Raw genomic sequence first — 13,037 nt, 5'->3', positions numbered from 1 at the left:
CTCTTAAGAGCGCCGCCCAAAGGTGAAATTCGCCAGAAAGTACCAGATCTCCCGGAAATTCGGATGTGCTTCACAGCACAGCAATTCCCTCGGATGCGCGGTATCCAACGTGGGAACACCATAAGCGCTACACACAGTAGCCACCCTGGCTGTCCTTGGCGCAATGAGGAGACGACTCGGACGGGCCATCTGACCTGCTCCGATGTGAGCCGGTCGCGGGATAGGCACAGGATCTAAATGGCCGCAGGGCGCATGTGCAGGCATGCGCCGATCGAGTGGACGAGGCAGGAAAAGCGTCCGACACCCAGATCGATTGTGCTCCGATGTCCGTCGTCAGCAACAAGGTCGGAAGATCCACCGCCACTGGGGAGTCATCGGTTCATGGATCCGTTGTCGTTGTCCGCGCTGGGTGCCACCGGCCTCGGATACACCGTCAAGTTCCTGTTCGACCGGGCCAGCGCCGCTCTCGACCGTCGGGCACAACGCCGCACCGCTGCTGAGACGGGATCGTCGAACGACTCGATCTCAGAAGCCGCGACTGACTTGGCAGCACCCGAGGGAGCGCACAAGCCGGCTGCGGGAGTGGAAACCGTGGACAAAGACGCGGCCGAGAGGGAGGTGATCGGCGCAATGGGGGTGCTGGAGGTCTACCGCGCCAAGAACCTCGCCTTGGAGCCAGGCGACAAGGTGTTGCTGGACACCGTGCAGCGACTGCACGCAGCGCTGGAGCGCTTGGAGGGCGTCCCGGTAGACCTGGGTGCCGCGGTGAAGTCGCTGATCGAAGTCGACCAGGCCGCCGATCATGTCCGCGGCGTGATGACGGGCGCCGATCTGGGAGCAGTGCCGCTGGACTCGACTACCAGCGTCAAGCAGCGGATCGGCACTGTGCACGAGGGCGGCTCGGTCACCGGGTTCCGTGCCGGCGGCGTGCAGTGAACGCCACCGGCGGCACATGGTTCGGTCGACGCGGTGCCCGCGACGAAGCAGATCCAGCCCAAGGACCCGGAATCGAGCCTCCCATGGACCATGGCACCTGGGTTGAGGCGGGCCAAGCAGAAACTGCCCGGGACGCGGCCGACGCTGCCACTGAGCTTCACCAGGCGCACAGTCTCGAGTCGGTGCCGACCAAGTCCTCGACACCCGATACGACAAACCTCAGCGTGGCCGAAGAAGGCCGCTTCGATCAGGTGCCATTTCCTGGTGAAGACGACGATGATAGCGTCACACGACCCGCACGCGTGGAGTTGTCAGGCGCCATCCCACCAGGTTCCAACGGGATGCCGTCAGTGAGTTCGTCGATCGAAATTGAATCCATGACCGGGGGCACCGTCGCCGGCACGGTGGTGTACGGATTGCTGCCGTTGGAGCAACGGCTGACGCGTCAGGCTCATCTGCGCCGCGCGTTGGACACCCACGCCCGCCCGAATGGCTTTGATCGCCTGGTGGAAATAGTGCGCCACGAGGCAAGAATCCTGGTCCTCGACATCGAGGAGAACGCGGGCCGCACCGCTCACGCCGAGGCATTGGCCGCACGCCTGGCCGGACTGACCGCCGCACGCGACCAACCGCCCCCTCCCCTTCCTCCTGGCGCACGTACCGACGACTTTCCCGGTGTGTCTCCCAGCCACCCCGACCTCGCCGGCCACGGCTCGGCCGAGCCGGTGTGGCAGGGAACGACAGCTCCTCCGGACCCCGCGCTCCGGCACCAACTCGTTCCGTCCGCCGGCGGACAGCACCGGTCAGTGCCGGGGACGCCCGAAGGCAGCGGGAGTGAACCACGCGAGGTGCGTTTTGACGTCGCACGGCTGATGTTCGGTGGGTCGCCGCACTTCCCGGAAAGCCGGCTACCGACCGAGCAGGGCCGGGTATGGCTGCTGGAGATACCCACCGACGAGGAGGGTTTTCGCGTCGACGAGAACTTCAGTTTCTGCCTGCCCGCTCTGGACCGGTTGCTGGCCGCACGCCACGGCCGGTTGATCGTGCTGACCAGGCCCGACCAATGGCGCCGTATCGGTGGCGGCCCGTCCGGCCGCTGGCCCAGCGCGCGTGAACTGCTCGCTGGAGTGGGGCCAACCGCGGTGGCGCACGCGCAGCTGACGGGCCGAATGCCCGATATCGATGTAAGGGGCTGGCTGGAGCACCCCAGCATCAGGGCGATGGTCGAGCACAGCGGGACCGTCGAGGTGTTCGAACTCGCCGAGAACATCCTGGCCGCCGAGCAGACGCCGGCGAACCTGTTGCCCGCCGACCACACCTCAGCCGGCCCCGCGGACGCCGCGTTGGACGCCAAGACGTTGCTCGAACGCAGGATCGCGATGGTTGTGGACTCACGCGGGCAGTGGCGTCGGCAACTGCTGGACTGGCACCGTCACCCCGGCCGGACCGCCTTCGAACGTGACTTCCAGGTTGCCGCAGCCGCGTTGACCGGACTCCCCGTGACGCACGTCTACCACGGCGCCACCGAGCTCAACAAAGAATTCGGCGGCAACGGCGCGGTAAGCGCCCAGGGGCAGGACGCACCGGGCGTGATCGCGATGCTCGACGCCATCAACGGCGAACTCACCGCCGACGACCGCATCCGGTTCACTCGACCCGGCTGGACCGACTCCATCCTGGAGTACTTCTGGGTGGACCGGCCTCTGGGACGCCTCAAGTTCTTGGACTGGTTGGCCAGGGCTCCCGGCTACCGTCCGAGCGATGCACTGGAAGGCGTGAGCGATGATCATCGGCGGGCGGCGGCACGCCGGATCACGCGCTTCGCCTTGGGCTGGGCCGCGCGTCACAAGCGAGAAGCGCCGCTCGCCAAACTCGCTTCGGCCTGGCGCGAGCCGTACAGCTACCTGTGGTACGAATTGGTCGCAGTCCTGTCGGCGGTGGCGTGCGCCGACAACGCGGACCCGGCCGAGACTGATCCCGACGTCGCCGCTCTCGCGGTGCACCAACGCTACGTGCACCAGCTCCTGCTGGACTGGGCGAAATCACCCGAACATGCCCACGTCGTCCTTCAGGTCTGCGCAGGTCCCTTCGCCGACCGCTACACCAGCAAGGCATTGGTCCGGCTCAAGCACGCCGGCCGCCACAACGACGACAAACTCCAGCCTGTCCTGCAGCAAGTCATCGCTCGGCTGTGGCAGGAATCCTCCGCTCGCACCACCCTCGTCAAGGAGATCGCCAGCTGGTGCGACGCTGCTCAACATCGCACCTCCGGCAGCATCGCCTTCGCCCGTCTCGCCACGATCACCGACACCGCTCAGCCTCACCCCGATCGTCCTGCCTATGAGGGCGACGCCGCGACCAAGGACGCGCCGCGCGACAACGCACATAGTCATGGGTTGGCACTGCTCCGGCAGACCGGCGACTACACGCCCGACCGTTCGGTGCTCGCCCGATGCTGGCGTGCCCACTTGGTCACAGCGCCTCCCGACACGAGCGAAAATCTGGTGACCGTCTGGCTTGAGGCCGCGATGGCCGACCCGAGTCAGCGTCAGGTCGTGCTCGAGGTGCTACGCCTGGCCGTACGCGGCAGCGCCGATCAGATCCGCACCATTCGCGACGTTGTCCGCGGCATCACCCGAATCTGGTCCATCGGTGTCACGGATCGCGTGGCTCTCTACCAGGAGCTGACCGCCGCGCTGGACACTGACATCCACCAGAACGTCGACAACTTCCTTATCGATGGAGCCAGCTCGTGACGTGGCTGCGTCAACGCAGGAAACCATCTCCGTTGGAATACAACTGGACCGATCGCGTCGACAGCATGGACACGCACCTCGCGTTCACCGCACGCGTTCACCTCATCGTCCATCCTGCGGTCGAACACCGCGCCGGCGGAGGCAACGATGATTGGCCTGTCGGCGAGCCGCCGGTGGTCTCGCAGGCGGCGGTCTGGACACGGTCGCTGGTGGGGGAGGCGACTCGCGAATGGGACGTGTTGCACAGACACGCAGCGCAACACGGCGTCAACGAACGACTGTCCCGGCACCTGCCGCACACCATGGACGACGCCGTGGTGGGCTCGGTTACCGTGGCGCTGTCGGTAGACGAAGACGACATCCGTGCGGCACATGAGTTGCAACGGGCCCGCCGCGAAGCACAGCTGGACGAACTCGCCTGCCATCAGACTGCCACCACCCTTCGTTTCCTACGCGAGGAGTGCTTCGACAACCCGGGCTCGGCACGGCTGTTCCTGATGCTCAACACCAACACACGGCTGGGAGTGTTTCCCAGCGCGCAACAGGCCGATGCGGTCGTCGACGAGGTGACCCGGTGGCATCCCGACTCGCTTTGGGTCCAGGTCGCCAAGACGCTCCAGGCGGCCTTCGGGTCCCTGACCCACAACCAGACCAAAGAGCTGCTGCGGGTGCTGTCAGCCGTCCTTCGCGGCACCGGACATCCCGAACAGGCCAGCGACCTTGATGATCTGCGTTCCGCTGTGGAACGTGGCGAGAGCGAGCCGGCGTGAGACTCCGGTCGGCTACGGGCTTGGCGGTGCTTGGAACGCGACGAGGATCAACGTGGCCAGCTGCAGGACGGCGTCCCAGTCCTCCTGCGTGACATCGGGGAACTCGGCCGTGACTTGATCGGGCACCGGAGCGCCTTCAGCCGCGTTGAGCACGTCGGCCACCGCGATTCGACTGTGCCGCAATGCGAAACCGGCTGGGCCACTGCCGTGCAGCTGCGGCAGCACGGCCAGGCCGACGCGTTCGACGCACTCGGTGTTGCCGTCGGTTTCCGAGCCGAAGTCCAGCAGAGCACGCACGAACTCCCGGTCGCGCGTGCCCACTTGGTCGGCGTCGCCGCGGGCGAGGACCAGCGATTGCAGGAATCGGTCGCGGGCGGTGACGTCGGTCATCGGATCCGCCTGATCACAAACTTCTTGACCCGACGGTTGAACTCGTCGATCTTGTCGGCGGGCACAGCGTGCCGACCGGGCTCGTTGGTGGGCTTCACCTCGTACTGCTTCAACCAGTGTCGCGTGCCCGGCTCGACATGGAACTCCATCCGGTGGGTGTAGTTCTTGCTCTTGCCCAGCGTGCGAGGATTGACCGTGGCGTCGTTGCCGATCCACTTGGGATTGTTCTGGTGCGGCGCGGGTTTCGGCACCAGCCCCTTCGCATCCTTCGACGCGTTCGCCTCGCTCCTGTCGTAACGGCCTGCCCCAGTCGCGGCGTCGGCACCAAGGCTATCGCCGCGTTCAGCGCCGCAAGATCCACCAGCGTAGTTTCCGGCGGACCGACTCGACTTTGAGCCACTGCGGCAACTGGCGGAACCTGATGTACTGCAGGGTGTCATCAAGCGCGGTAGCGGCGATGCCATCGCTGCGGTGCTGGTGAAGAGCCTGCTCGATGCGCGGATCGAGGATCCCGAACAGCCGAGAGGTGTGCCCGGCGGCGGTGAAGCCGAGCCGGCGGGTTTCGACGTCGTCGGATTCGATGGCGCGCACCACGCGCGGGGCGACGGCGTCGAGGTCCTCGTTGTTCAGGGCGAGGCCGATGACGGCGATGCCGACGTGCTTCTCGTTGCGGGCGAACGCGTCGTCCACCTCGATCGGATCGTCGACGGCCAGCAAGCCCTCGCCGGTCTCCCAGTTGATCTCGTCCATGGCCTCGGTCTACTTTCTCAGTCGCTCGCCGGCGGCAGGACGTTGTTCTTCTTGCCCACCATGCCGCCCCGCTTGAGCATGGTCATGATCTTGGACGGGATCGTCGCCGGATCGGGGACATGCCCGTGGTAGTACTCCTTGGTGATGTTGCCGTCCTTGTCGGTCTCGAAGTGATGCCGGTCGAGCACGACGATCTCGTTGTTCTCGTGGTCCACGCCGTAGCGGCGGAACACGGCGGGGTTGTCCGGGTCCGGGTCGATTGACCGGTCCAGCGCCGCCTGGCCGTTTGCCGGGGCCCGGCTGGACACACCGCGCGAGGTCTGACGCTCGCTCCGACCGTGCTTCTTGTAGGAGGAGTCGTCGTAGATCCGCTTGGGCTCGCACTTGAGACCGAGCGGGTCGAACCAGGTGACCGGGTTCGGGACGTAGACGTGCGGGTTGGGGCTGGCGTCCAGCCCGAGCGGATCCGGTGACAGGTACGCGCCGACGGCCGGGTCGTAATAGCGGTTGAGGTTGTAGTCGTGGCCGGTTTCGCTGTCGTGGTACTGGCCAGGGAACCGGAGCGGGCACTGGACCCGACCGAACTGGGCCAGTGCCGTGCCCCAGACCGTGGTGTCCTGGCGCCACACCAGCGTGCCGCTGTCGTCGACCAGTTCAGTGGGAGTGCCGATGAGGTCGGTGACGATCGCGTAGAACTGCTGGTCGATCCAGTCCTGGGGAGCGTTTCGCGCCGGTGTGCGGTCGGCTTGCGTGAGTGGGGTGACGCCGTCGGGTCGGTAGGTCCAAGTCGTGGTGTGCCCGCTGGAGTGTGTCTGTTCCGCCAGTGTCGAGCCGTCCCAGATGAAGTCGGTCCGTTCGACGATCCGGCCATCAGCGGTCAGGCGCTGCTTGTGGACGCGGCGGCCGTAGGCGTCATACCCGTAGCGCCAGGTGACCCCGTCTGGCGTGGTGACCGAGGTCAGGCGGTCGTCGCCATCCCAGACGTAGCGCCAGGTGCGGAGTTGGCCGGACAGAGTGCGTACCTGGCGGGTGATCGCTCGGCCTTGGCCGTCGTAGTCGTAGCGGACGTTGCCGGCGGTGCGCAGCAGTGTGCCGGCGACCTGGCGTGTTCCAGGTGCCTCTGCCAGCTCGGGATTCGGATCTGGGCGGCTGATTTGGTCGATGTTGCCGCTGGCGTCGTAGCGGTAGCTCTCCTGGTGGTTCGCGCCCTGTACCTGGGTGATACGGCCGAGCGGGTCGAGGTCGAAATGCCGGACACCGGCGAGTTGGTCGACGATGTTGGTGACGGTGTCGTCGGCGCGGTAGGTGTAGGCGCGGCGCTGGAGCAGCTGCTGCTGGCCAGCCGGGCCAGGTGTGGTCAGCGCCTGGGTGCGCAGGCGGTGGTTGGCGTCCCAGGTCTGGGCGAGCATGACGGTGCCAACGCGTCGGGATATCTCTCGTCCGGCCGGGTCGTACGTGAACTCCAGGGTGTGTGACGCCGTGTCCACACTGATGAGTTGTCCGCCAAGGTTGTAGCGCCACAACGTTTCCGCGCCACTGGGCGTGATCCGCCGGACCCGGCGACCGACCGCGTCGTAGGCGTTGGACACGGCCCGGTCGTCAGTGGTCTGGATGACGAGCCGCCCGAGCGGGTCGTAGGCGGACACCACATCAGCCTCTCGGTTGGTGGCACGAACAATCCGGTCGGCTGCGTCGTAGGCCACCGTGGTCACGTCATCGTCGGAGCGGCGTTCGACCACGCGCCCCAACACGTCCCGGGTGAACGTGATCGTCTGGCCGGCCCCGTTAGTGCGGGAGACCATCTGGCCGGCGAGGTCGCGCTCGTACCGCGTGGTACGGCCGTTGAAGTCGGCCTCGCCGATCAGGTTGCCGGCCGGATCGTATTCGTAGCGCCATACCAGGCCGGCTGGGTTGGTCACCTCGACGAGGCCGAGCTCGGTGTTGTAGGAGAACCCGGTCCGGTCGCCGTTGCGGTCGACGTGGGCGACCGGCAGGTCGAACGCGCCGTACTCGGTGCGGCTGACCTGACCGAGCGCGTCGACGTGCTCGACTTGGTTACCTTCGCCGTCATAGAACCAGCGCTGGACGGCGCCGTCGGGTTCACGCCGCCATGCCAACTTGCCGTCGGTGGTCCACCCGAGTTCCGTCGTGCCACCGATGGGATCCGTGACGGCGGTGATGCGCCCGAACGCGTCACGGACGTAGCTTGTGTTCGCGCCCAACGGATCCGACATCGCGACGGGCAGGCCGGCCCGATCGCACACGACCCTGGTCACCGCGCCGAGCGCGTCGGTGACGGAGGCGAGGTGATGGCTCTCGTCGTAGCCGAAGCGGGTCGTTGCGCCGAGCGGGTCCGTCTCCGCCACGACGGTGCCCGTGGTGTCGTACTCCCAGCGAGAGATCGCCCCGTCCGGGTCGACCAGCGCCACCGGCAGGCGGAGGTCATTGTGCTCGGCCACGGTTTGCGAGCCGTCGGGGCGCGTGACTCGAAGCAGATCACCGGCGTCGGAACGCTCGAACCGGGTGGTGCGTCCGAGCGGATCGGTGCGGGACGACACCCGGTCGTACTGGTCGAACTCCGAGACGATCTCGCCGCCGACCGGGTCGACGATCCGAGTGACTTGGAGGGCCTCGTTGAGGTGGTAGCGCGTGACGTGTCCGAGCGAGTTCGTTGCGGTGGTGACGAGGTTGGTGGTGTCGTAGTCGAAGGTGTAGTCGAGGTGGCCGCCGTCGCCGGCGCCGCGCACGCAGCGCCCCGCGGCGTCGTAGCCGTAGCGGTAGGACATGCCGTTGCGGTCGATCCATTCGGTGAGGCCCCCATCCGCGTCATAGGCCAGCCGAAGGGGCTGGTTGGCGGCGTTGAACACCTCGCAGAGCCGGCGCTGGTCGTCGTAGCCGAACCGGCGCACCACGACGTCGCCGTCATCGGTGCGGACTGCCAGCTCGGTGATCAGCTCGCCGCTCGTGCGGACTACAACGTGATAGCCGCCCGAATGTCGGATCGCCACTGGGGTGCCGTCGGGCCCGTGGTCGATGTCGATCCGATCGGCCGCACGGTTGGTGATCGCCGTCAACGGGACAAGCACGTCATTGCCTGAGAAATGGAGAGTCTGCCCGGTTTCCGGGATCTGGACCGTGTAGTCGGCCTCAGTGCGACGCAGAGGCCAGCGTGGACCTTCCTCCGGCAGCACCGCCTCGTCATCGACCGACGGTGTCGGATAGGACAGCAGCATGCCGTCGTCGGTCACGAACACGACGCCCTGGGCGTCCACTTCCAACCGCTGGTCCACTGTAGACGCCCAGCTCGGGCCAAATCCGTGGCCGGCACGGTAGGACGACAGATGTGTCCGGGCCAGGATCAAGGGCAGCATGCCAGGCAATTCGACGTCGATGTGGGTGAGCAGCACGTCACCCGTGGCCATGTCGATGGGATCGCCGCCGGTGCACTTCTTGCCGTTCGGCACCGCGGAGCGGCGGGCATTGCCGCCGAGCAGCCTTCGCGCCCGCGATGGCTTGGCATTGCCACCGGCGGTCACCCGGGTGGCGCTGCGACTGCCTCCGCCCTTCGGGTCGACGTCACCCTTGAGGTCCGGGTGGTGTTTCTTGAGCAGGCTTGCCGCGTGGTTGTCGGCGTCCTCGTGCAGGCCCGCGGTCGTGTGTAGCCGCTTGCCGGCACCTTCGACGACCCTGCCGCCCTCGCTGAACACTTTGCCGGTGATCTGGATGCCTTTGCCCATGGCCTTGGCCACCACGGCGCCGATCCCGGACCGATCACCGCTGGCGTGGGAGACCAAGTTCTGGCCTGCCGACTCCAGCTTTTGGCCGCCCTCGGCCAACTTGCCCCCGAAGGCACTGAGCTTGCCGCCCGAACTCCGCAGGTGATCAGGATGGACGTTGATCTTGCTCACGAAGACCTCTCTCGACGGCTCATCCCTTGGGGCATCCCGGCAAGCGCAATCACCCTATGCACCAACCGACTTCGTCACCATCTGAGGTTCACCCCGAACGGTGGACATGGGCTTACACAGTTCACGCAACCGCTGGCAGTGACCGCTCGTAGACATCGGGACTGACCATCCCGATCGCGGAGTGTCGCCTCACACTGTTGTAGAAACGAACCCACTTGTCAACCGCAGCAACGAGTTCCGCCTTAGTGGCGTACACGTGCCGGTAGTATTGCTCGTGTTTGAACGTCGACCAGAACGACTCCGCTGGGCTGTTGTCCCAGCAGATCCCGGTCGCGCCCATCGACCGACGCAGCCCATGCCGGAAACACGCCTGCGCCGTCAAATGCGCCGTGAACTCGGTGGATTCAACTGGTCGTCGCAACACCTCGACGTCAGGGGTTTGTGATGGCCGGATTGAAGCAGAAACTGGCGCGTGAGTACCGCGGTCAGATGCCGTCGCCTGGGCGTCCAACGGTGGCATGGCGCGAGGATCGAGTCAGGTTTTGGGCTGCGATCGCGCGAGGCGAGAAGACCGAGGACGCGGCTACGAAGGCCGGCGTGTCGGGACCGGTCGCGTTCAGATGGTTCCGTCCGCTGGCGGCGTGAATCCAGCTCTTCCTCCGACGGTGTCGGGCCGGTACTTGTCCTTCGCTGAACGAGAGGACATCGCGATCTTGCGTGCGCAAGGCGTTGGCGTTCGTGAGATTGCTCGACAACTCGGGCGTGATGCTTCGACGATCTCGCGCGAGTTGCGGCGCAACGCATCGACCCGAACCTACAACCTCGACTACAAGGCCTCGACCGCGCAATGGCATGCCGAGCGTCGTGCTCGCCGGCCAAAAGCCTCGAAGCTAGCCGACAATGAACCGTTGCGCGGGTACGTGCAGGAGCGGCTCTGCGGCCAGGTTCGCCGGCTGGACGGGACATCTGTGGTGGGGCCGGGGACAGCGCCTTGGAAGGGGCGGAACAAGCCACGGCGTCAGGACCGGCGATGGGTCAACGCGTGGAGCCCAGAGCAGATCTCCCAGCGGCTGAAGGAAGATTTCCCGTACGACGAGTCCATGCGTATCTCGCACGAGGCGGTCTACCGGGCGCTCTACGTTCCCGGCCGCGGCGCGCTCGAACGTGAGCTGGTTGCCTGTCTGCGCACCGGCCGGGCACTGCGCGTTCCTCGTTCCCGTGCCCGTCGACGGGCAAGCGGTCACGTGACAACCGATCTCATGATCAGCGAGAGGCCGGTCGAGGTGGAGGACCGCACGGTTGCCGGGAACTGGGAGGGAGATCTGATCATCGGCTTGAACAGCTCCGCGATCGGCACTCTGGTCGAGCGGACCACCAGGTTTACGCTGCTGCTACATCTTCCTCGTATGCAGGGGTATGGCCACGGTCCGCGAGCGCACAACGGCCCGGCGTTGGCCGGCCGCGGCGCCGAAGCTGTCCGGAACGCGATCGCCGCAACGATCACAGCGCTGCCCGAGCAACTGCGCCGGACACTGACATGGGACCGAGGCAAGGAATTGGCCCAGCATGCCCAGTTGACGATCGACACCGGCCTGCGGATCTTCTTCGCTGATCCGCACAGTCCGTGGCAACGGGGCACCAACGAGAACACGAATGGCTTGCTGCGACAGTATTTTCCGAAGGGCACTGACCTGGCCCGCTGGGGTCGCGACGAGCTCGATGCCGTTGCCGCCGTGCTCAACAACCGTCCACGTAAGACACTGGGCTGGAAGACACCGGCCGAAGCGCTGAACGAACTGCTACTCTCCCAATGAGCCGGTGTTGCGACGACCGGTTGAGTCTGAGCTCCCCGCCACGGTCGGAATGCAGAACTGTGCCATGGCACCTGCCGCTGCGGGCGGCCACCGCGGCGTCGATCGCGTCGGTGACCATCTCGGCGCCGATATGGTCAGAGATGCTGTGGCCCAACACTTTCCGAGAGTGCCCGTCCCGGATCGCGCACAGGAACATCTCGCCCTCGCCACAGGTCAGATACGTGATATCGGTGAACCACACCGCGTCCACCCGCCCCTGGTCGAACCCTCGCTCGACCAGATCGGGCGGGAACGACGCCGTCGAATCGACCACCGTCGTCTTGACCTTGAACGTGCGCGGGCTGATGCCCTCCAGCCCGATCGAGGCCATGATCTTGGCGACGGTCTTCGCCGTGACCACCTCGCCCTGGTCGCGGAGCTCGGCGGTGATCCGCGGCGACCCGTAGGTGCCGTGCGAGTCCTTGTGCGCCTGGGTGATCTTCACCTCGAGGTCCGCGCGGCGCTGCTGTCGCGGCGGCAACACCGTCGCCGCGACACGTTTGGCGTGCGCGTAGTAGCCCGACGTCGACACGCCCAGCAGCCGTGCCATACGCAGCACCGAGAACCGCATGCGCTTCGGTGAGGTGGAGCCGGCGGTCTCAGCGAGGTCGTCGGGGCCGGCGTACTTGGCCATCAGAGCGAACCGTGCTGGTTCTTCTGCATCGCGGCAAAGTACGCCGAGGCTTTTGACAGGAACGCGTTGTCCTTCTCCAGCTCGGACACGTGTCGGCGCAGGCGCTGCAGCTCGGCCCGCTCGGCCGCCTCCAGGGGTATGTCCCCGGTGGCCTCGGCGGCGGTGATCCGGCGTCGTTCGTCTTTGACCCAGACGCTGAGCATGCCCGCGTCGATTCCCAGCTCGCGGGCGACCTCGCTGATCGTGCGGCCGGAATCGATCACGCGGTGGGCAGCCTCGACCTTGTACTCGGCCGTGTAGGACCGGCGCTTGCGAGGAGGCATGAGGACATCCTTCCAGCAGGACTGCTGGTCCTGCTAACTCGGTGTCCACTACCCGGGGTGAACCTCAATCGTCACCGCCGGCCGTTAGCCAAGACGCGGTACATCTCAGACAACTTGGAAGCCACCGTCTGCGATGTGGCGGGTGCTGCGGTCAGCCACACCTGGCCGCCCGCGTTGTGTTGGCGGTGCACGAACCAGCGCCCGGTGTCGGTGTCGATCACGTTGAGCGGGAACGGACACCGACGCCGGCGGCCCAGCTCGTCGCGGACCGCGACGTACAACTGGGCAGCACACGCGCGGGGCTGCGCGACCAACCGCTTCAACTGCTGCACGGCCGGATTGCGCTGCTGGCCGGCGAAGACGCTGAACTCCTCGTCCCCGCCAGCACGCCCGGTGCCGTCGATGTCGCTGGCCGGCACGGTGATCGACTGCCCATGCCCGGCCGCGGCATGGGGCAGCTGCGCGACGAGGGCGTCCGCAAGCGCGTCGGGGCGCACTGGGTGCAACCCGAGAGTGGCGCCGTTGAGGACCGCGAGCACGCCTTCGTTGCCGGCCGCGGTCGCCAGCGCCGACACGGGCTTCGGGTGCTGCCGGTCGCCGATCCAGGCGAAGAACTCGACCGCAGGTTTGGCCAAGGCACGGAAGGTGTCGAGCAGATCGGGGTGCACGCCTCGGGCCGGGTCGAACAGCCTGGCTTGGCTCAGCTCCTGCCCAGCC

At 66.5% G+C, this 13,037-nt stretch carries 11 protein-coding genes and 1 pseudogene; 4 read left to right on the top strand and 8 right to left on the bottom strand.

What is annotated here, in order from left to right; genetic code table 11:
- Positions 1–381 precede the first annotated feature (381 nt).
- The 3 genes from KUTG_RS11905 (at position 382) to KUTG_RS11895 (ending at position 4,462) form a co-directional block, all read left to right on the top strand.
- Entirely contained in the window at positions 382–936 is a 555-nt protein-coding gene (locus tag KUTG_RS11905) for a hypothetical protein (protein ID WP_043716809.1), read from the top strand.
- Positions 937–1,019: 83 nt separating this feature from the next.
- A complete protein-coding gene (locus KUTG_RS11900; protein ID WP_157494476.1) occupies positions 1,020–3,692 on the top strand; it encodes a hypothetical protein in 2,673 nt (890 codons plus the stop codon).
- Positions 3,689–4,462, top strand: a complete 774-nt coding sequence (locus tag KUTG_RS11895; RefSeq protein WP_157494475.1) for a hypothetical protein — start codon at positions 3,689–3,691, stop codon at positions 4,460–4,462. The genes KUTG_RS11900 and KUTG_RS11895 overlap by 4 nt, the downstream gene beginning before the upstream one ends.
- A gap of 12 nt (positions 4,463–4,474) precedes the next feature.
- On the opposite strand, the gene KUTG_RS11890 is transcribed toward KUTG_RS11895, so the two are convergent.
- The 5 genes from KUTG_RS11890 to KUTG_RS66120 all read right to left on the bottom strand — a co-directional run bounded on the left by KUTG_RS11890 (position 4,475) and on the right by KUTG_RS66120 (position 10,030).
- Positions 4,475–4,852 carry a hypothetical protein gene (locus KUTG_RS11890; protein ID WP_052394359.1) on the bottom strand — a complete coding sequence of 126 codons (378 nt, stop codon included), beginning with the start codon at positions 4,850–4,852 and terminating at the stop codon, positions 4,475–4,477.
- Complete coding sequence (locus KUTG_RS11885; protein WP_043716805.1) at positions 4,849–5,103, bottom strand: hypothetical protein; 255 nt, start codon at positions 5,101–5,103, stop codon at positions 4,849–4,851. Before KUTG_RS11885 ends, KUTG_RS11890 begins: the two co-directional genes overlap by 4 nt.
- 91 nt (positions 5,104–5,194) lie before the next feature.
- The gene (locus KUTG_RS11880) at positions 5,195–5,602 is read right to left on the bottom strand and encodes a hypothetical protein (protein ID WP_043716804.1); all 408 of its coding nucleotides are present in this window, start codon (positions 5,600–5,602) and stop codon (positions 5,195–5,197) included.
- Positions 5,603–5,619: 17 nt separating this feature from the next.
- Positions 5,620–9,510, bottom strand: coding sequence for a DUF6531 domain-containing protein (locus tag KUTG_RS11875; protein ID WP_052394358.1), 3,891 nt, complete (start codon positions 9,508–9,510; stop codon positions 5,620–5,622).
- A 121-nt stretch (positions 9,511–9,631) separates the two neighbouring features.
- Positions 9,632–10,030, bottom strand: a complete 399-nt coding sequence (locus KUTG_RS66120) for an integrase core domain-containing protein (protein ID WP_084579200.1) — start codon at positions 10,028–10,030, stop codon at positions 9,632–9,634.
- Between KUTG_RS66120 and KUTG_RS56205 the strand changes: the two are divergent.
- A pseudogene (locus tag KUTG_RS56205) lies at positions 9,955–11,324 on the top strand (IS30 family transposase). The gene KUTG_RS66120 and the pseudogene KUTG_RS56205 overlap by 76 nt on opposite strands.
- On the opposite strand, the gene KUTG_RS11870 reads toward KUTG_RS56205, so the two are convergent.
- The 3 genes from KUTG_RS11870 to KUTG_RS11860 form a co-directional block, all read right to left on the bottom strand.
- Entirely contained in the window at positions 11,248–11,997 is a 750-nt protein-coding gene (locus tag KUTG_RS11870; RefSeq protein ID WP_043716802.1) for an IS3 family transposase, read from the bottom strand. The pseudogene KUTG_RS56205 and the gene KUTG_RS11870 overlap by 77 nt on opposite strands.
- Positions 11,997–12,320, bottom strand: coding sequence for a transposase (locus tag KUTG_RS11865; RefSeq protein WP_043716801.1), 324 nt, complete (start codon positions 12,318–12,320; stop codon positions 11,997–11,999). The genes KUTG_RS11870 and KUTG_RS11865 overlap by 1 nt, the downstream gene beginning before the upstream one ends.
- Positions 12,321–12,391: 71 nt before the next feature.
- The coding region (locus KUTG_RS11860; RefSeq protein WP_084579196.1) for an ESX secretion-associated protein EspG at positions 12,392–13,037 on the bottom strand (646 nt) is incomplete at its 5' end.

Source organism: Kutzneria sp. 744 (assembly GCF_000568255.1).
Taxonomy (GTDB): domain Bacteria; phylum Actinomycetota; class Actinomycetes; order Mycobacteriales; family Pseudonocardiaceae; genus Kutzneria.
The sequence above is the reverse complement of the archived record's forward strand: the minus strand, read 5'-3'. Positions and strand labels throughout refer to the sequence as shown.